The organism is Salinicoccus sp. ID82-1 (assembly GCF_021991715.1).
Taxonomy (GTDB): domain Bacteria; phylum Bacillota; class Bacilli; order Staphylococcales; family Salinicoccaceae; genus Salinicoccus; species Salinicoccus cyprini.
This window is the reverse complement of sequence record NZ_JAGFLY010000005.1, coordinates 225,692-244,046: the sequence shown is the minus strand read 5'-3', so window position 1 is coordinate 244,046 and position 18,355 is coordinate 225,692. Positions and strand designations below refer to the sequence as shown.

Below are 18,355 nucleotides of genomic sequence, written 5' to 3'. Positions count from 1 at the left end.
AAAAACATCACTGCTCTAAGGCTTTTACAACAGTACTGCCCGCCAGAATATCCCCTGGATGCCTATGATCCTTCCGTACAAGAACCATCCCTATATATACAATCACCAGAATCATGGATAGAGCATAGAAGGTAATATAGAATGGTGTATCAAAGCCATCATATATGCCACTGATCGTACTCATATGTCCGAACTGCCATGGCAGAAACTTCATCGTATTTCTGATCAGGCTGCCCGCTGCCGGGTTTCCGCGATAGACGACTTTGAGCCCGGTTCTTCGTTTGCCAAAGGAGGCGTATGGCGCTCTCCCTTCCATGTAGGAAAATATAAGAATGATCGGCACAACGGAACAGAACGTAGCAATCAGCTGCGCCTGGACAGCGGTATACTGCGGAATGCCATCCAGTATGAAAAACGTAATAATGAAATTAAGAATGGCTACAACCGCGAGACAGACGAGGATGAACAGCCAGTCGAAAAACAGCGCTTTGAATCTAAGCTTGATTCCTGGTACTTCTGCGGCCTTCTGATATATACTATGCATCTTCTCTACGGTCTTCCCACAGTTTTACGCGCTCATCAAAGCCGACTTCCCTATGAATTTCATGAAGCATCCAAACGTAGCCGAACATATCACTGAACATCGCATTCGATACACCATAATCCGCCATTTCGGTCACGGCCTGCACTTCTGTGCAACCTGCCTCCATGGCTTTGCCATATGTTTCCTCGATATCCGGCACCATGATGTTGAACCATATCGGCTTCGGATCATCCGGTTTCGGTGCCCTCAGTTCAAACGCTTCATTTTCGTCCAGCATATGGAACCTCACATCATACAATGAAAAGACGACTTCATTTTCCCCTTTTGGAAAATCTGTCACTTCAATGCGTTTGACATCAAATATACGCTCATAGAGTTCCAAGGCTTGCAGACTGTCAGCAACAACCATATCAATTTCCACACCGATCATTTCACTCACCCCTTCAGTGTATTTATTCACTTACATTTTATCAGATTTCCGGCATGAGCAGGTACATTATACAGTGCTATCAAGTTGAAGAAGGACAAAAAAACCTGCCCAGATTAATCTGGGCAGGATTCAACGATCGACACTATTCATGAGCGAGTGGATCTTACGGACGGTATTCACATTTCTAATTGTGACTTTCTTATACACTTTCGTCCCCACTATTTTCGACATGCCGCTCTTTGACAGATCCTTCCTATCCATCGACCAGAGTATGGCTCCTGGAATATAGATGACCTGCTCGATATCCGGACGGATCTTGAGTTCATCCAGCACTGATCGATTGTCGATCTCTTCCCATAGAAACAGGACATCGCTTTTTCTTTCCTTATCATTCCGCCAATTATCCGGAAGATGATCAATGACAGCTTCAATTTCCTCAAAACTTCTGATCAGCACTCTGATGTCGAGATTAAAGTCCTGCAGAATCGTCGCTTCCAGAATATCTGGTAGTTCATGCTGATCATGAATTTCATTCGAGAAAATAATATTGCCTGAATTGATATAAGTTGCCACATTATGCATACCTGCATTCTCAAAAGACACTTTCAAATCTTTCATATCAATTTTATTGTTGCCACCCACATTGATTCCGCGAAGCAGTGCAACATAGATCATATTCATCTCCCCCTACCCACCTCAGATTCATTTACATTTTACCACATGACCCCTGCTCCATCGCTACGATAAACTATAGTGGAACAATAAAAAAAGACATCCATTTTCATGAATGTCCCTGGCATCTATCGCTATTTCTATATGGAATGCTGTGCTTCCATCTCTTCAGACAAGGTGCGTTCTGCTTCATTGATCAGTACGCGCGCTTCATCAGTCGATTTGGTATTCATCAGCTGGTTACGCAGTTCACCTGCACCTTTGAAGCCTTTGACGTATATTTTGAAGAAGCGATGGAGCGGTGCATATTTACGCGGTTCAATTTCGGAGTATTTATCATGCAGATCGAGGTGGATCTTCAAAAGATCCAGCAGCTCCTGGCTGCTGTGTTCCCTCGGCTCTTCTTCAAATGCAAATGGGTTCTTGAAAATCCCCCGTCCAATCATGACACCATCCACACCATACTTTTCAGCAAGTTCCATACCTGTTGCACGGTCCGGAATGTCCCCATTGATCGTCAGCAGTGTATCCGGTGCAATCTCGTCACGCAGTTTCTTTATTTCAGCAATCAGTTCCCAGTGTGCATCCACCTTGCTCATTTCCTTACGGGTTCTAAGGTGAATGGACAGGTTCGCAATATCCTGCTGGAAGACATGCGTCAGCCACGCGTGCCTCTCTTCAAGTTCCGTGTATCCGAGACGCGTCTTCACACTGACAGGCAATCCCCCTGCTTTTGCCGCCTGGATCAGTTCCGCTGCCACTTCGAAACGACGGATGAGTCCACTACCTTTTCCTTTGCCGGCAACATTTGCCACAGGACAGCCCATGTTGAGATCGATGCCCTTGAAGCCCTCCTCAGCCATGCCGATACTCATTTGCCGAAAATGTTCAGGGTTATCGCCCCAGATGTGTGCCACCATCGGCTGCTCATCTTCAGTGAAAGTCAGCCTGCCACGCACACTCTGTTTGCCGTCCGGATGACAGTAGCTGTCCGAGTTCGTGAACTCAGTGAAGAACACATCCGGCCTTGCCGCTTCAGCCACGACATGACGGAAGACGACATCCGTTACATCCTCCATCGGCGCCAGTACAAAAAACGGTCGTGGCAGATCACGCCAAAAATTATCTTTCATACGAAATTCAAATCCTTTCGTTACGTTATACCTAAGCAATACTTTATATTAATATGTTCCGCCGTCCACATCAACCTTTTAATCCGGAAATACTCATTTATTTCACATTTGAAATTCTGCCCGAGCTAGGAATAGATGCCCTTGAGCAGTTTCTGCAGCAGTTTCGTCTTCCAGATGCCGTAGCCCATCAATGCACCCGCCATATTGAGAATGTAGTCATCAATATCAATGACACCTCTCCTTGTCAGCACTTGTGCAACCTCAAGGATAATGAGCACGATGGTCATGGCGACAACAAACTTGCTCGCTCCATCTATCTTTCTGATCAGAAATGGCAGATAGATTCCCATCGGCAGGAACATGAACAGGTTGCCAGTCAGATTCCTTATCGCAAGGCCAGTGTCCATACCATTCCCTGCTATTCCATGAATATTTTCGGCAATGGTGCGGAATGGCACGAAATTCGATGACGCCTGTATATATTCAAGCAATGAATGACCAGCATACATGCCATTTTCAGGACGAATGAACATCAAGTCCATCAGAATATAGAGGTAGAGGATGAAACTGAGACCGAGAATGAATTTTACTATTTGCTTCATGCTTTTTCTCCCATTTGCCTTACCTTTAGATATTTCAAAAGACGCTTAAAATAGGTTTTACCTTGCACCAATATTTATACCTCAAACTTGGTTAAAACTAAAAACAGAAACACTAAGCTGTTAAAAATTATTTCCTATTTGAACTAAATGTAATTTACTTTAAAAGTAACCTGTAGCCTTAAAAACTTAAATATTTTATTACGTAAATTAAACCCAGATCTAAAAGTTAAGAACTGGGCAATAGATTATATTAAATATTTTATCCGACTAATGAAAGTTGTTACTTTAAAATGTTCTTTACTAAATTTGTTTAAAACGAAATCAGCTATAATGTTAGAACTTATTTAAATAGTTAAATAGATTAAGTACTTTTCGAGATTTAGACGAATAAAAATTTTTAATATCTTCACACTTGGTAGGTATTCCTCAATACCTTCATCAAATATAACAATTCATTAATGTCTTTTCCATTATTAATCTCAGCATTAATTACTTCTATCCACTCTCGTTTATAAATTAAAAGAGCAACTGAAGAACTGGTGTGTATGCAATCAATACTTAATCTCAATTGACTTGGATCTTCATCTAACCATATTATCGTATTTCTTATTAAAGAAGCGATTGTCTCCCATGCTTGCACAGTCAATTCTAAAATATCTTCTTCAAAAGGGGCTAGTCTCCAGTACCTTTCTATACAAGGTAATTGATCTTCGTCATCACTCAATATACCTAGAACATCTGAATCTCTATCACTATTTGCTTCTGTTAACAAATAATTTACCATAAGAAAATCGCTGTCTTGAAAGGGGTTGAGTGGCAAATTTAAACCCAACTTAATGCCTCTTCCTTCTGTGATGCCAAGGGTTGCACTGCTATTGGGTTTCAATATAGATTGATGGACCACTATATCTCTTTGCTTAAACAGACTCTTAATTAACGGCACTTCGTTTATAACTTTACGCTGCTCCTTATACCATCCTGTAAATCCGTCTCTACTTTGCAATTCCATTTGAAGTATTTGAGGTACTTCTTTTATTACTCTTAGAAAAGAATTTAAAGAATATCTAAACGCATCAGAGTCGTGATAATTATATTCCATTTGGTGAATATTCCAGTGTGCTTCTTCCAACCTATCATACGCACTGAAAATAATTCCCCTTACTGATTCTGACATATCAATTACACCTTCACTACTTTATTATTGCGAACGTCAAGTTTTCATTCTTAAGCTACAATGTAAAGTTTTAAATTTTCATTTTTGTTTACTCAACTCTCTCCAACCCTACAATACTCTCAATATGGTTCGTCTGCGGGAACATGTCCACCGGTGTGACCGGACTGATGTCATAGCCTTGTGTTTTCAGGTATTTCAGGTCGCGCTGCAGTGTGCTCGGATTGCATGATACGTAGATGATTTTCTTCGGAGCGACTTCTGCGAGTGCTTCAAGGAACTCGGGGTGGCATCCTTTCCTAGGTGGATCGACGAAGACGACGTCGGGTCTGACGCCCTGTTTGACGAGTTTCTTCATGACCTCTTCGGATTTTCCGAGGTGGTATTCCGCGTTGTCCACGCCGTTCAATCGTGCATTCTCCTTCGCGTCCTCGACTGCGGAACCAACGACTTCGATGCCGATGATTTTCTTTGCCTTGTCCGATGCGCACAATCCGATGGTGCCGATGCCGCAGTATGTGTCGATGATGGTCTCGTCACCTTTCAGGCCGGCGAGGTCGATGGCTTTCTGATAGAGCTTCTCGGTCTGAGCATGGTTGACCTGATAGAAGGACCTTGCCTTGATGCGGAACTGCTTGCCGAGAAGTGTATCTGTAATATAGTCTTCTCCGTACAGCGTAATCGTCTCGTCACCGAAGATGACATTGGTCTTCTTGTCATTGACGTTCTGGACGATGCTTGTGACCATCGGAAAGGCTTTTGTAACTTCGTTGATGATGTTCTTGAAAATGTTCTTCTTGCCGTTGGTGATGAACGCCACCTGGACTTCGCTGTCATCATGGTTGGAACGGATGATGACGTGCCTGATGAGCCCCTTGTGCATTGCTTCATCGTAGACTGAGACATGCTCTTTATTGAACTGTTCCTTGATGAAGACCATCAGCTGGTTGTGGATCTCCTTCTGGATCAGACAGAATTCAATGTCGACGATATTATGGCTTCTCGGCTGATAGAAACCCATCTCCACTTTGCCGTCTTTGAACTGGACGGGAATCTGGGATTTATTGCGGTAGTTGAATGGATTCTCCATGGCCATGACGTCTTTCGTCTCACGGTCGAGCTTGCCCATCCGGTTGATGCTCTGATCCACTGCACCTTTCTTGAATGCCTGCTGCTCCGGGTAGCTGAGCGGCTGGATCTGGCATCCGCCGCATGCATAGTAGTACGGACATGGCGGTTCAATGCGGTTTTCGGATGGTGTGATCACCTTCATGCTTTTGCCGAAACCGAATCTCTGGTTGGTCTTCAGGACCTTGAACTCTATCTCCTCACCTTTCAGTACATTCCCGATGAAGATCGGATAGTTATCTATCTTGACGACACCCATGCCTTCATGTGTATAGTCCTCTACTGTTGCTGTGTAATAGTCATTCTTTGCTACTGCCATACTGCTCCTCCTTGCTTAGATCAATCTCGTACCAGCTGAATCCATCATCGATTGATTCGATATAATTTATTCTGCTGTCTTTTTCTATATAGCCCCTGGCTTTTGTCGCCGACATCATTTTATATTTACGTGCAGGCATGATGGTCATTGGATTCCTATGTTCGAACTCGGGTTCTGTCATCATGTATTCAACGACGATGTCCCGGACATGCCGATAGGATTCATGGACGACTTCGGCATCTCTCAGAAACGGTGTATATGATACCCGGTAGTTGTTTGCCGGCACTATGAACCAATCATCCGGTTCCACCGGTCTGCCCTTGTATTTCATTTCAACAATGCGTTCCGAATCGCTGATCTGCTTTGCAGTCCCACTGTACCGGGGCGGTCGTGTAATATCAACGGTGTAGTCAAGATCGAAGAAAACATCGAAATTGTAGCTCGGGAAGCCGTCTTTCGATCTGTTCGGCGCAAGCAGTTCATCTGTAGCAGAAGATGCCTCTACAAACTGGGAAGCGCTCCATTCGAGCCACTCCTTGAGTGTTCTGCCATCCACTTTGATGATGGTCATTATATTGGTGTGCTTGTATAGATCAATGGCTGCAGACAGTGTAATTTCTCCCGCTTCAAGCACCGTATAGTCATCCGGACCGTCACGGCCGGCTCTGATGACCGCATTGAACCCGATGATCGGATGTGTCTCGATTTCCCCTTGGTCCATCAGAGCACGGGCATATGCCTTGCCTGCTTCTGCTGTCACCTGGACGGCTTTTGAAGGCAGTACTCTTGAGAAATACGTATGCCAGGCTTCGTCTATGTGTCCAATGGGCTTCGAAAGATAATCCGAGACCTGATCATGAAGGTTTTTGTACTTTGTTTTGAGCGATTCATCGAGTGGCATGTCTGCCGCTTCGATAAGCTGGGCCTTTGAATCCGTGATATGCCAGTCCTCACCACGCTCAAGCTCGAACGTCAGCTGGCCGAGGTGGCTCGCAGATACACCCGGCTGGACCATCGGCTTGCCGTTGACTGCGCCTTTGTTCAGGTCGATATTGTCGATTTCCGCTTCCAGCATCTGATCCGGGAAAAATTCATGCGTATGTCCGAAGACGATGCCATCGATATCCTTGATCATGGTCATCAGCAGTGTCTGGTTCTCTCCATAGCTCTTAAGGTGATCAGGGTGCTTGCTCATGCCGGAGTGGGACAGGAGAATGATGATATCGGCACCTTCCGCCCTTATTTCTTCAGCTGTCCGCTCCACAGTTGTGCGCATATCTTCTACAGTCACGTTGCCTTCAAGATGCGTCTGATCCCATTTGAGTATCTGTGTCGGCACAACGCTCAGAAATCCTATCTTGAGGATGCCTTCTGCTGTCCCCTTTTCAAGGATGACATATGGACTGATGCGCTCTTTTATCGGATGGTCCTTGAAATCAACATTGGAATTGACGATTGCGGCATTGATCTGGCTATATGCTTTATGAAGGTAGTCGAGACCAAAGTTGAATTCATGATTTCCGATGCCGATGACATCATAGATGCCGTTCATTACCTGTGGCACAAAGAGTGGCGTATCCTGATGCCTGTAGTCATAGTCACTCCACACATCGCCCTGGAGCATATCCCCATTATCCACAGTGATCACCAGTTCATCCGGGTGTTCCGTCTTATATCGATCAATGTACGACTGCACATGAAGCAGGCTCGATGATTTTAAAGAAGTGTTGAAATAATCATACGGGTAGATTGCCCCGTGTACATCTGTTGTTGCAAAAATCGTCAGTTTCATAGAACACCTCTGGTTGATTGATTGTATTCATTATATCAAAATTGCATATTCTTTAGGCTTGAAGTGGAATATTCCGGGTATACAAATTAGGAATCCAATTGAAAGTGGTGAATTTATGTACTCGGAACTAAAAGGCAGGACAGCAATCGTTACAGGTGGATCAAGCGGTATCGGCAAGTCGATAGTGGAGAGATTCCACGAAGAAGGCATGAATGTTGTATTTACTTACCATAGCGGAGATGAGGATGCGAACAAGATCGTTGATGATCTCGACAGTGGGGAAGCATCCGTCGTCACCATGAAATGCGATGTGACCAAAGAGCAGGAGATCATCGATCTTGTAAAGCAGACCATCGATCAGTTTGGCGGTTTTGACGTCATGGTCAACAATGCCGGCATCCAGAATGATGTACGCAGCCATGAATTGTCCGTAGACGAATTCGACAAAGTCATCAACACGAATCTCCGTGGCACCTTCATCGGTACACGCGAAGCTGTGAAGCACTACCTCGATACCGACAAGAAAGGCAGTGTCATCAATATTTCAAGTGTACATGAAATCATTCCATGGCCACATTACGCCCATTACACTGCCAGCAAGGGCGGATTGAAACTGCTCACGCAGTCCATGGCACTTGAATATTCCAGGCTCGGCATACGTATCAACAATATTGCACCTGGCAGCATCAACACGCCGATCAATGAAGACTTCTTCTCCACACCGGAGGAAAAGGAAGGCGCGGATGACTTTGTACCGATGGGCTATGTTGGCGAACCGGAGCATATTTCCAATATCGCAGCATTCATGGCATCAGAACAGTCCGTCTACATTACAGGGCAGACCATTGTTGCGGATGGCGGCCTGAGCCTCTATCCTTCCCACAGGGATCCTGAATACGACGAGTAGAAATAAAAGCTGAGTGGCCTGGCCACTCAGCTTTCTCTTTCTGCCTGTTTGCGCTTTTCTCTTTCTTCCTCTTTCTTTTCGCGCGCTTTTTCCTTCTTCTCTTCTTCTTCTTTCCTTTCCCGCTTCTCCTCTTCCACTTCCTCTTCCATCTCATGCATCTCTTCCTGATACTCCTTTTCCACTTCGGAAGTTGCCGGGATGAAAGGTTCCTTATTGCGGTCCGTACGTTTGCCGTAGCGGAGCATTTCATAGACCAGCATTCCGTTGTTCGGCATGCCGTTGACCGTCTTCATCGGAATTGCATCAAAAAGAACATAATAGAATGTGTAGAAGATGAAACGGTTCCAGAAAGTCGCCTGCTCTGTCATATATCCATTCGCAAGCAGCCCGTTGATGGTAAGACCGGATATGACATTGATCAGAATCGGACTGGCATAGATCATCACATAGGCAAATCTGCTCTGGTTGCTCAGTTCATCGTATGAGAACCAGCTGTATAGGTGGTAGTGCTTACGTATGTCCAGTTTTCCCAGTTTGAAAAGCCTGGGGCCGGAGCCGAGCGTAAGCCTGCTGTTTTTTGCTCCAAAGATAAGACCTGCAATCACATATCCCATCTCTCTCATGATCACAACAATTGGAAGTATGATGAAAGCAGATATGATCAGTGATATAAGGTCGGGAATACCAAACATAAAACGTACCTCTTTTCATGTAGTATGCTGCGCATATTATGAAGGATGCATCTGGCATATTCCCTTTTACCCACTATCATTTATTTGAACCCTGGAAATATAAGACTGAAAGGCAGATTATATTTCCTCTTCGAGTGTCAATATGTGCTGATCATAGAATGACTCCGGCACCCGGATTTCCAGATGCTGCTTCAGATTCGTAAATCGTGCCGGCAGGACACCGCCGAATTCCCCATCCAGGTTGAGCTGCACTTCTTCGAACGAAGAAATATTCACTTCCTCTGCTTTGAAGAAATGGACTTTCGGATGCTTCAGGTGCTCGCCTCTTGTCGCAAGCGTCATGATATGGCCGATTTCGGCAATACTCGCCTCTTCCACTATGATGAGGGTGAATTTCCCATCATTCAATCTGGCATCGGGTACAAGCTTGTCGAATCCGCCGATCGAATTCGTCAGACCAAGAAGGAAAAGCATCACCTTGCCCTCGAAGACTTCATTATCATACTCGATTCTGACATCGGTACTTCTGATTTTAGGCAGCATCTCGATGCCTTTGACATAGTATGCCAGAGGACCGATGATCGATTTCAGCTTGCTCGGTGCCTCGTAGGATACTTCCGTAATCTTGCCGCCGCCTGCAATATTGATGAAGTATTTGCTGTTCATCAGCCCGATGTCGATGCTCGCAGCCATGCCATTGAGAATTGTGTCGGTCGCTTCCATTATATCTGTCGGCAAGTTCAAAGCTTTCGCAAAATCGTTGACGGTCCCGATCGGAATGATGCCGAGAGAAGGCCGTCTATCAAAAATGGCCATGCCATTGACTACCTCATTCACCGTACCGTCGCCTCCGGCAGCCACAATCAGATCGAACCCGATCTCACATGCTTTCTCTGCAGCAATTCTTGCATTCCCCATCTCAGTTGTTGCATGGGTACTCGTAATATAGCCATTGATCTCGAACCGCTCCAGTACGTCTGCCAGCGATTCCCTGAATACTTCTCTGCCGGAAGTCGGATTATATATAATTCTCGCAGTTTTCATTTTCTTCTCCTATTATTCTGTTTAGTGTATGAATAGAAAAGATAGACGCTCAATACAAATACGATGATCTGCAGCGCATGCAGCAATGTGTCGTGGCTGGTCGTCGATACAAGAATCATGATTCCGATAAGGAAACAGTTGAAAATGAAGAGGAGCCTATACAACGCCTGCATCCTCCTGCATATTCATAACAGCGGAAAACAGATTGGACTTCCTCTCCTGGTACTCATCATCAGCAATACGTGCGTTCAGATGGGCAGCCTTCAACCGTCTGAATCGCTCAGTATACTCCCGATTCTCCTCGATTCTATTCCTGCAGTAAAGGATTTCATCTTTCCGTTCCGACTCGTGGTGCATCATGATGAAATTCACTTCGAGGTTCTCATGGGTATGGCGCAGAACGACCTCCTCGATATAATCGTTGGAGAAGTCTTCAACCTTGTCGTAGCCTACCCCCGTCAAACGATCTGCCAGTTTATCTATATTATCTTCATACTTTATCAGCAGCAGAACATCGACTTCACCAGGCAGGTTCATATTCTGAATGCTTGTGGAACCAACATGGTGAATTTCCTTTACACTGGTCCTGAAGTGATTCAGAATGTTCAATGAGGCCTGGATATAACAATGCAACGCCTTTTGATAGTTTGTGTCACTGTTCATCATTAATCATCCTAGTTATGTCATTCATTAAAATTTTTGTGTATAATTGACTTGAAAAAAATTTATTTTCAACATTATATCATATTTGATGAATTGTATGTGTACTACATTAAAGGAGGGCATCATGAAGAAAGTACTGATCATTCTACTTGTCATCATTTTCGGCGCCGGAATCTACATCAATTTCGGCATGGACCGAACGATGGATAACAGTGAATCCATAGCGAATGGACCGGCAGAAACCAACGAACCAGCCACTTTAGAGACCAGCGGGGAAAACACTGAAACTTCTACGGAAGAAGTGACTGAGGAAGCATCCACCGAACCTTCAGAGGAGAGCGATACGCTGACGTTCAATCAGGAGTCGCTCGAAGCAGCCTATGCCGAAGCTGTGGTTGCCAATGAAGCACTGATCATCGATGTGGTCATTCCTTCATACTACAGCGACAGCTTCATCGATTCATTATCGGAACAGTTCGGCTCAGACTACATCGAATTCAACCGGGTGGACCTGGCATCCACTACACCAGAGCTCGAAGCAGTGTCTGTCAATGCGAACAGTGATGCCGTCATCATGGACGCGCTGCAGATCAGCGACTATAATGCCGAGGTACTGCCTGAGCGCAATCTGGATCGTCTGACAAATGCCTACATGAATCTCTATGATGATGGCAAAGTCGTCTATATTCTCGGCAACCCGAATGTTCATCAGCATGAAAACCTTGCTGCTGTACTCGAAGAGGAGAGCAATGATCTCACAGCCAGCGACTACTACTATATAGACAACCAGGACGTGTCCGTAGAAGGCGACTTCTATGACTACGAGACGGATGAAATGACACCTGCATCCGAAATGCAGGTCGTACAGAATATATACGAATTCATGGCACAGTAAAACGCTTGGGTGAAGTTTTCACCCAAGCGTTTTTAAATGGATATATTGATCCTGATCATCTTTTGTCGATTTCTTCCAGCAGAATCTGATTGACCATCTTCGGATTGGCCTGTCCTTTTGATTTCTTCATGATCTGTCCGACGAGGAAGCCGAGGGCACGGTCCTTGCCGTTCTTGAAATCTTCGATGGACTGCGGATTCGCATCCAGTACTTCCGTCACCATGCCGGTAAGCACGGATGGGTCTGAAATCTGCTCCATGCCGAGGTCTTTGACGATCTGCTTGGCACTGCCGCCATTTTCAACAATTTTGGTGAAGACCTTCTTCGCCTGCTTGCTTGAAATGGTGCCATCTTCGATCAGGGCTATCATTTCAGAAAGGTTTTCAGGTGTCAGTTCAGTATCGCCGAGCTCGACCTGCTGCTTGTTGAGGTACTCGTTGACGCCACCCATCAGCCAGTTGGATGCCTGTTTGATATCCGCCTGGTGTGTTTCCACCATTTCGTTGAAGAAGTCGGATGTCTCCTTTTTGAGCGTCAGTACATGTGCATCATATGCCGGCAGCTCGTATTCGTTGACGTACTTGTCCTTGAGCGCGTCCGGAAGAAGCGGGATGCTTTCCCTGATCCTGTCCTTCCATTCCTGATCGATGTGAATCTGAACAAGGTCCGGTTCCGGGAAGTATCTGTAGTCGTCAGACCCTTCCTTGACACGCATCAGGAGGGTATCCCCCGTCTTCTCGTCAAAGCGGCGTGTCTCCTGGGCAATCTCTCCGCCCTTCATCAGCACCTTCTCCTGACGCTTCTCTTCAAATTCCAGCCCTTTCCTTACATAGGTGAAGGAGTTCAGATTCTTGAGCTCGGCCTTCGTACCGAACTCCTCCTGGCCGTAAGGACGCAGGGAGATGTTGGCGTCACATCTGAGTGAACCTTCCTCCATCTTGCAGTCGGATACGCCGGTATACTGGATGATCGCCTTCAGCTTCTCAAGGTATGCATATGCCTCTTCAGGTGTTCTGATGTCGGGCTCGGAGACGATTTCAACGAGTGGTGTGCCCTGGCGGTTCAAGTCGACCAGTGAATAGTCGTCCTTGTGGGAAGACTTTCCTGCATCCTCTTCCAGGTGCAGACGCGTGATGCCGATGCGTTTCGTTTCTCCACCGACTTCGATTTCTATCCAGCCGTTCTCACCGATCGGCTGATCGAACTGGGAAATCTGGTAGGCTTTCGGATTATCGGGATAGAAGTAGTTCTTTCTGTCGAATTTGGTGACGTCGGCAATCTCCATGTTGAGTGCCATGGCTGCTTTCATGCCGAAGTTGACCGCTTCCTTGTTCGGTACGGGCAGTGTACCCGGATAGCCGAGGTCGACGACACTCAGATTCGTATTCGGTTCGGCACCGAAGTGTGCAGGTGCATCCGAAAACATTTTCGTATTTGTTTTGAGTTCAACGTGGACTTCGAGTCCGATGACGGTTTCAAAATGCATTATCGCACCTCCAGTTGCAGCTGCTTCAATTCTTCATGCAGATTGAACTGCTCTTCGAATTTGAAGGCTGCATTGTATATCTTCTGCTCATCAAAGTGGTTGCCGATCAGCTGCAGACCGATTGGACGTCCTGAAGCACTCAGTCCACTCGGTATGGACAGTGCGGGCATGCCTGTCAGATTGGCCGGAATCGTGAGGATGTCATCCTTGTACATTTCCAGCTGGTCATCGGATTTCTCACCGATATTATAGGCAGGTGTCGGCGCTGTCGGACCGATGATGAGGTCATATTCATTGAAGATTTCTTTCATTTCCTGCTCTATTACACCACGCAGCTTCTGTGCGCGGATGTAGTGCTGGTCGTAGTGCCCTGCACTGAGGACGAATGTACCAAGCAGAATACGGCGTTTCACTTCGGAACCGAAGCCTTCGGCACGTGTCTTCTTGTAGTGCTCTTCAAGCGTCTTCGCACCTTCTGCTTTGTAGCCATAGCGGATGCCGTCAAAGCGTGCAAGATTGGAGCTCGCTTCACTGGAAGCGATCAGATAGTAGGCACTGACGACATATTTGGTATGCGGGATGGAGACTTCCTCCACTGTCGCACCGAGCGATCTGAAAGTTTCTGCCGCTTTTTTCACTGATTCCTCCACTTCCGTGCTGATGCCTTCGCCGATGAATTCCTTCGGCAGGGCGATCTTCATGCCGGTAAGATCCTTATTGATGCCTTCGAGGAAATCAGCATCACGATCCGGTACACTTGTTGCATCCTTGTTGTGGTTACCTGAAATCAGTCCAAGAATTTTCGCATTGTCCCTGACATTGCGTGTAATCGGTCCAATCTGGTCGAGGGAAGAGGCGAAGGCGACCAATCCATAGCGGGACACGCGTCCGTATGTCGGTTTCATTCCAACAACGCCACAGAATGCAGCAGGCTGGCGGACGGAGCCGCCCGTGTCGGAACCGAGGGAGAATGGTACATATCCTGCTGCCACAGCAGCTGCCGAGCCACCTGAGGAGCCGCCCGGTACAGCGTCCAGATCCCATGGATTGCGGACATTTTTGAAATAGGAGTTCTCAGTGGAACCGCCCATGGCGAACTCATCCATATTCTGCTTGCCCATCAGGATGGCGTTCGAGTCATTCAGCTTCTCCATGACCGTTGCATCATAGACCGGCCTGAAGTCTTCGAGCATGCGGCTCGCACATGTTGTCAGTATATCCTTCGTACAGATGTTATCCTTGATGCCCATCGGTATCCCAAAAAGCGGTCCATCCATCCTATCGTCTTCCTGAAGCTGGTCGAGCGCTTCTGCCTGTTTCAATGCATCTTCCTTATTCAAAAATAAAAAAGAACCGATTGTCTCATCAGACGCTTCGATTCTATCGAATAGCGCACCCACTACTTCAGAAGGTTTGGTTTCTTTGGATTGTATCTTATCGTACAGTGCTTCCACTGTCAGTTCATGAATGTTCACACGAGCCCTCCTTATAGCATTTTCGGCACTTTGAATTGGCCGTCCTGTGTAGATTTGGCGTTGCTGAGCGCTTCTTCCTGGGACAGAGGCGCTTGTTTGTCATCCTCACGCAGGACATTCTTCAAGTCCACTGCGTGGAACATCGGTGTCGTCGAACTCAAGTCCACCTCATCAAGAAGATGGGCATAGTCCACAATTTTATCCAGTTCTTCTGTGAAGGCTTCCGCCGCTTTTTCATCTTGTATTTCTATACGTGCAAGATTGGCCACGTGTTTTACTGTATCCAGATTGATCTCAGACATCCTGTTCCCTCCATTTCTAATAAAGAACATATAAATTTTATCAAACATTACTTTAAAAATCTATTCCATCTATTTCGATAATGTAAAATGGGCCCAATAGTGTAAAATTATTTTCTTTATTTTCTAAATATTCTTTTTAAATGAAATTATGTATAGTATAATTAAACTGTGTAATTTTATACCGTCACAATGGCTATCACATCAAGGATTGAGGCGGTTCGGGGCATGGAATTCCACAGAATCAATTTGCATTGGTACACCAGGTTTTGTATTGTGTTTAAGGGGAGGAGATAAAATGATACTGAATTCAGCACAATTTACTTTTACGGCTGGATGGCAGGAGTACATCATGATGGCAATCTACTTTGCCATACTGATCGGCATCGGATTCTATGCCTACAAGCAATCCACATCCGATCTCAACGGCTATATGCTGGGTGGCCGCAACATCGGGCCATGGGTCACGGCACTTTCAGCCGGCGCTTCCGATATGAGTGGCTGGATGCTCATGGGTCTGCCGGGCAGCATGTACAGCGTCGGGCTTTCAAGCATCTGGATCGCCATCGGACTGACCATCGGCGCGTATGTAAACTATTGGGTGGTGGCACCAAGACTCAGAGTCTACTCTGAGGTGTCCAACGACTCGATCACGCTTCCGGATTTCTTCGAAAACCGGTTCAAGGACAACAAACATATTCTAAAAATTGTTTCTGGTATTGTTATTGTAGTATTTTTTGCAGTTTATACAGCCAGCGGAATGGTATCCGGCGGTAAACTGTTCCAGAGTGCATTCGATGCCCCTTATCATTGGGGATTGTTCATCACTGCAGCTGTTGTTGTCATCTACACTTTCTTTGGAGGATATCTCGCAGTCAGTCTGACAGACTTCTTCCAGGGAACAATCATGTTCATTGCCATTGTACTGATTCCAATCGTCGCATGGCTGAACCTTACTGGGCAAGGTGTTGAACCTTTCGTCAGAATTGAAGAGCTCAGCACACTGGCTGATGCCAATTACTTATCATTCATCGGCGGCGTTTCAATCATCACGATACTCAGTAACCTGGCCTGGGGCTTCGGCTACTTCGGTCAGCCGCACATCATCGTGCGTTTCATGTCCATCAGATCACATAAGATCATTCCAAATGCGAGACGCATCGGCATCACCTGGATGTCCATCGCACTGATCGGTGCATGTATTACAGGACTGCTCGGAATTGCATTCACGGATGCCACAGCCAATGACGTAGCCGATCCGGAAACCATCCTGATTCTGATGAGCCAGGTACTGTTCCATCCACTTATCGGTGGATTTTTCCTTGCGGCAATTCTGGCCGCAATCATGAGTACGATTTCCTCGCAGCTCCTTGTTACATCAAGCTCGCTGGTACAGGATTTCTACAAGATCGTCAGACGCAAGTCATTGGATAAGGAAACAAAATCCAAAGAGGAACTCGATAGGCACTTTGTGCTTCTTGGCCGTCTTTCCGTCGTGCTCGTCGCCATTGTTGCCATCATCATCGCATGGGATGAAGACTCCGTCATCCTGAACATCGTTGCGAATGCATGGGCCGGATTCGGGGCTGCATTCGGGCCGCTTGTTGTGCTTTCCCTTCACTGGAAAGGACTCACACGCTCCGGTGCTGTCGCATCCATCATTGCAGGTGCAGCAACGGTCATCATCTGGATCGCAGCCGGTACTTTCGGTACAGGCCTGTATGAAATCATACCGGGCGTCATCGTTTCGACACTTGCAGCCATCATTGTAAGTAAAATGACCCAGGGCACAGGCATTTCGAAAGAGATGGAAGCTGAATTTGATGAAACGACAAGTATTCTGAAAAATAACAGATAGCATATTGAAGGCCGCATCGATATTCATCGATGCGGCCTTTTCATGTCTGCTATTCATATATATGCACGCTGACATCTTCTTCTCCGGATTTTGTGATGAGTGAATAAGTCTTGTTTTTATCTTTGATCGACACTTCAACTTCCGTATCATTGAAATGTTCTGATACCAGACCTCTGACATACTGGGTCAGCCCGATCACCTCGCCCCTGCTGCTGTATTCCAGAGGAATTTCTATCGTCAGACGCTCGAGCGTCCCATCCATGAAGTAGCCTTGTCCGACCGACGTTGTGAAACTGTCGAAATACGACTCCAGATCCCTGTTGAAATTGATATATTCATTGTTGATCTCTTCATTGATGGTCCCTGCTTCAGAGGAAGGCAGCAGCGCATACGCTGCATTGACCTGCTCGAAGCTGTCTATCTGATCCGCTCCAGGTGCCACTTCTGCTGTGGACACGAAATTACCCGGCACAATGGCAGTATCGGTCGACTGTACGAAGATGCCGAATCTGATGGTGATATCCTGATAGTCTTCGTTGGCCCGGATGCGTTCAAGAATCTCCTGGGCCATCTGCTCGCCCTCCTGCCTGATTGTGTCGGCATCCAGTTCCCTGGTGAATGTCGGACCATACTGCTCTTTCTGATACTGGTATTCACTGTTCATCGCCAGACCGATGGTCATGCCTGAAAAATCGAATGATCCGTCGTTCTCCACCATATAGTTCTGCTCAAGTATGTGGGAGAGGTACAGAGGGGATTCGGCGGCAATCCTTTCAGGATCGGTCTCACCTTCCACAGATGGGTTCAGTCCAAGGTTGCTGAATGCGTTATTGCTGGCCATCTCCTCTTCCGACATCGCCTCTATCTCTTCCACCGTATAGGCGCGGCCGAGATATCCCCGGATCATCTCTTCGGTGAACACCTGCCCTTCCCTGAATACATATTCTTCGGGGCTGAATGATTCGCGGCTCAGCTCGAACAGACCTTTTTCAAACGCTTCGATGTTGTAGCTCGATACCATATTGGAGCTTGTCAGTCCCCGCGAAGGAGAAAGTTCATAGGGAATGACAGTGCGGTAGTATTCGTCTCCACTGCTCGTGGTTGCCGTCTCCTCCTGCTCCTCTGCAGGCAATGTACTTACTTCTCCTTCATTTGCCGCCTCATTCTGTTCGGGTGTCTCCTCGGGGCTGCATGCTGCGAGGAAGACTGACAGAAACAGAAAAGATATTATATACTTCTTCATGA

Annotated in this window: 19 protein-coding genes; 3 read left to right on the top strand and 16 right to left on the bottom strand. The window is 46.4% G+C overall.

Annotated elements, in window-relative coordinates; genetic code table 11:
- Positions 1–7 precede the first annotated feature (7 nt).
- From J4760_RS12660 to J4760_RS12625, 8 genes are all read right to left on the bottom strand, one after another.
- Positions 8–544 (bottom strand): RDD family protein, encoded by a 537-nt coding sequence (locus tag J4760_RS12660; RefSeq protein WP_237605959.1) that lies wholly within the window; start codon positions 542–544, stop codon positions 8–10.
- On the bottom strand, positions 537–974 hold the full coding sequence (locus J4760_RS12655; protein ID WP_237605958.1) for a VOC family protein: 438 nt from the start codon (positions 972–974) through the stop codon (positions 537–539). The genes J4760_RS12660 and J4760_RS12655 overlap by 8 nt, the downstream gene beginning before the upstream one ends.
- 129 nt (positions 975–1,103) lie before the next feature.
- Positions 1,104–1,649 (bottom strand): DUF1697 domain-containing protein, encoded by a 546-nt coding sequence (locus tag J4760_RS12650; RefSeq protein WP_237605957.1) that lies wholly within the window; start codon positions 1,647–1,649, stop codon positions 1,104–1,106.
- Between the two features lie 137 nt (positions 1,650–1,786).
- Positions 1,787–2,779 (bottom strand): tRNA dihydrouridine synthase, encoded by a 993-nt coding sequence (locus J4760_RS12645; protein WP_237605956.1) that lies wholly within the window; start codon positions 2,777–2,779, stop codon positions 1,787–1,789.
- Positions 2,780–2,904: 125 nt separating this feature from the next.
- Positions 2,905–3,381 carry a VanZ family protein gene (locus J4760_RS12640; RefSeq protein ID WP_237605955.1) on the bottom strand — a complete coding sequence of 159 codons (477 nt, stop codon included), beginning with the start codon at positions 3,379–3,381 and terminating at the stop codon, positions 2,905–2,907.
- Between the two features lie 406 nt (positions 3,382–3,787).
- Positions 3,788–4,555: a hypothetical protein gene (locus J4760_RS12635; RefSeq protein WP_237605954.1), complete on the bottom strand. Its 768-nt coding sequence runs from the start codon at positions 4,553–4,555 to the stop codon at positions 3,788–3,790.
- Positions 4,556–4,643: 88 nt separating this feature from the next.
- Positions 4,644–5,999 (bottom strand): 23S rRNA (uracil(1939)-C(5))-methyltransferase RlmD, encoded by a 1,356-nt coding sequence (rlmD, locus tag J4760_RS12630; protein ID WP_237605953.1) that lies wholly within the window; start codon positions 5,997–5,999, stop codon positions 4,644–4,646.
- Positions 5,980–7,791, bottom strand: a complete 1,812-nt coding sequence (locus J4760_RS12625) for a 5'-nucleotidase C-terminal domain-containing protein (protein WP_145288430.1) — start codon at positions 7,789–7,791, stop codon at positions 5,980–5,982. Before J4760_RS12625 ends, rlmD begins: the two co-directional genes overlap by 20 nt.
- A gap of 115 nt (positions 7,792–7,906) precedes the next feature.
- On the opposite strand from J4760_RS12625, the gene J4760_RS12620 reads away from it, so the two are divergent.
- The gene (locus J4760_RS12620; RefSeq protein WP_237605952.1) at positions 7,907–8,698 is read left to right on the top strand and encodes a glucose 1-dehydrogenase; all 792 of its coding nucleotides are present in this window, start codon (positions 7,907–7,909) and stop codon (positions 8,696–8,698) included.
- Positions 8,699–8,724: 26 nt separating this feature from the next.
- Here the strand turns inward: J4760_RS12620 and J4760_RS12615 are convergent, their stop codons facing one another.
- The 4 genes from J4760_RS12615 to J4760_RS12600 form a co-directional block, all read right to left on the bottom strand.
- Positions 8,725–9,390: a hypothetical protein gene (locus tag J4760_RS12615; protein ID WP_237605951.1), complete on the bottom strand. Its 666-nt coding sequence runs from the start codon at positions 9,388–9,390 to the stop codon at positions 8,725–8,727.
- Positions 9,391–9,507: 117 nt separating this feature from the next.
- Positions 9,508–10,434 carry a diacylglycerol kinase gene (locus J4760_RS12610; RefSeq protein WP_237605950.1) on the bottom strand — a complete coding sequence of 309 codons (927 nt, stop codon included), beginning with the start codon at positions 10,432–10,434 and terminating at the stop codon, positions 9,508–9,510.
- Positions 10,431–10,598, bottom strand: a complete 168-nt coding sequence (locus J4760_RS12605; RefSeq protein ID WP_186365509.1) for a hypothetical protein — start codon at positions 10,596–10,598, stop codon at positions 10,431–10,433. The genes J4760_RS12610 and J4760_RS12605 overlap by 4 nt, the downstream gene beginning before the upstream one ends.
- A complete protein-coding gene (locus tag J4760_RS12600) occupies positions 10,591–11,097 on the bottom strand; it encodes a GrpB family protein (RefSeq protein WP_237605949.1) in 507 nt (168 codons plus the stop codon). Before J4760_RS12600 ends, J4760_RS12605 begins: the two co-directional genes overlap by 8 nt.
- 124 nt (positions 11,098–11,221) lie before the next feature.
- On the opposite strand from J4760_RS12600, the gene J4760_RS12595 reads away from it, so the two are divergent.
- Positions 11,222–11,992 (top strand): hypothetical protein, encoded by a 771-nt coding sequence (locus J4760_RS12595; RefSeq protein ID WP_237605948.1) that lies wholly within the window; start codon positions 11,222–11,224, stop codon positions 11,990–11,992.
- Positions 11,993–12,047: 55 nt separating this feature from the next.
- Here the strand turns inward: J4760_RS12595 and gatB are convergent, their stop codons facing one another.
- Genes gatB through gatC form a run of 3 tightly spaced genes read right to left on the bottom strand, consistent with a single transcriptional unit; the run spans position 12,048 to position 15,255 of the window.
- Positions 12,048–13,478: an Asp-tRNA(Asn)/Glu-tRNA(Gln) amidotransferase subunit GatB gene (gatB, locus tag J4760_RS12590; protein WP_237605947.1), complete on the bottom strand. Its 1,431-nt coding sequence runs from the start codon at positions 13,476–13,478 to the stop codon at positions 12,048–12,050.
- Positions 13,478–14,953 (bottom strand): Asp-tRNA(Asn)/Glu-tRNA(Gln) amidotransferase subunit GatA, encoded by a 1,476-nt coding sequence (gatA, locus tag J4760_RS12585; RefSeq protein ID WP_237605946.1) that lies wholly within the window; start codon positions 14,951–14,953, stop codon positions 13,478–13,480. The genes gatB and gatA overlap by 1 nt, the downstream gene beginning before the upstream one ends.
- Before the next feature lie 11 nt (positions 14,954–14,964).
- The gene (gene gatC / locus J4760_RS12580; protein WP_145288453.1) at positions 14,965–15,255 is read right to left on the bottom strand and encodes an Asp-tRNA(Asn)/Glu-tRNA(Gln) amidotransferase subunit GatC; all 291 of its coding nucleotides are present in this window, start codon (positions 15,253–15,255) and stop codon (positions 14,965–14,967) included.
- Between the two features lie 295 nt (positions 15,256–15,550).
- Here gatC and putP point away from each other — a divergent pair, with 295 nt between their 5' ends.
- Positions 15,551–17,110 (top strand): sodium/proline symporter PutP, encoded by a 1,560-nt coding sequence (putP, locus tag J4760_RS12575; protein ID WP_145288455.1) that lies wholly within the window; start codon positions 15,551–15,553, stop codon positions 17,108–17,110.
- Positions 17,111–17,159: 49 nt separating this feature from the next.
- Here the strand turns inward: putP and J4760_RS12570 are convergent, their stop codons facing one another.
- On the bottom strand, positions 17,160–18,353 hold the full coding sequence (locus J4760_RS12570; RefSeq protein WP_237605945.1) for a CamS family sex pheromone protein: 1,194 nt from the start codon (positions 18,351–18,353) through the stop codon (positions 17,160–17,162).
- Positions 18,354–18,355: the final 2 nt, after the last annotated feature.

Coding starts and splice junctions, on each gene's coding strand:
- J4760_RS12660 (WP_237605959.1), bottom strand. CDS start 544: ATGCATAGTATATATCAGAAGGCCGCAGAAGTACCAGGAATCAAGCTT.
- J4760_RS12655 (WP_237605958.1), bottom strand. CDS start 974: ATGATCGGTGTGGAAATTGATATGGTTGTTGCTGACAGTCTGCAAGCC.
- J4760_RS12650 (WP_237605957.1), bottom strand. CDS start 1,649: ATGATCTATGTTGCACTGCTTCGCGGAATCAATGTGGGTGGCAACAAT.
- J4760_RS12645 (WP_237605956.1), bottom strand. CDS start 2,779: ATGAAAGATAATTTTTGGCGTGATCTGCCACGACCGTTTTTTGTACTG.
- J4760_RS12640 (WP_237605955.1), bottom strand. CDS start 3,381: ATGAAGCAAATAGTAAAATTCATTCTCGGTCTCAGTTTCATCCTCTAC.
- J4760_RS12635 (WP_237605954.1), bottom strand. CDS start 4,555: ATGTCAGAATCAGTAAGGGGAATTATTTTCAGTGCGTATGATAGGTTG.
- rlmD (WP_237605953.1), bottom strand. CDS start 5,999: ATGGCAGTAGCAAAGAATGACTATTACACAGCAACAGTAGAGGACTAT.
- J4760_RS12625 (WP_145288430.1), bottom strand. CDS start 7,791: ATGAAACTGACGATTTTTGCAACAACAGATGTACACGGGGCAATCTAC.
- J4760_RS12620 (WP_237605952.1), top strand. CDS start 7,907: ATGTACTCGGAACTAAAAGGCAGGACAGCAATCGTTACAGGTGGATCA.
- J4760_RS12615 (WP_237605951.1), bottom strand. CDS start 9,390: ATGTTTGGTATTCCCGACCTTATATCACTGATCATATCTGCTTTCATC.
- J4760_RS12610 (WP_237605950.1), bottom strand. CDS start 10,434: ATGAAAACTGCGAGAATTATATATAATCCGACTTCCGGCAGAGAAGTA.
- J4760_RS12600 (WP_237605949.1), bottom strand. CDS start 11,097: ATGAACAGTGACACAAACTATCAAAAGGCGTTGCATTGTTATATCCAG.
- J4760_RS12595 (WP_237605948.1), top strand. CDS start 11,222: ATGAAGAAAGTACTGATCATTCTACTTGTCATCATTTTCGGCGCCGGA.
- gatB (WP_237605947.1), bottom strand. CDS start 13,478: ATGCATTTTGAAACCGTCATCGGACTCGAAGTCCACGTTGAACTCAAA.
- gatC (WP_145288453.1), bottom strand. CDS start 15,255: ATGTCTGAGATCAATCTGGATACAGTAAAACACGTGGCCAATCTTGCA.
- putP (WP_145288455.1), top strand. CDS start 15,551: ATGATACTGAATTCAGCACAATTTACTTTTACGGCTGGATGGCAGGAG.
- J4760_RS12570 (WP_237605945.1), bottom strand. CDS start 18,353: ATGAAGAAGTATATAATATCTTTTCTGTTTCTGTCAGTCTTCCTCGCA.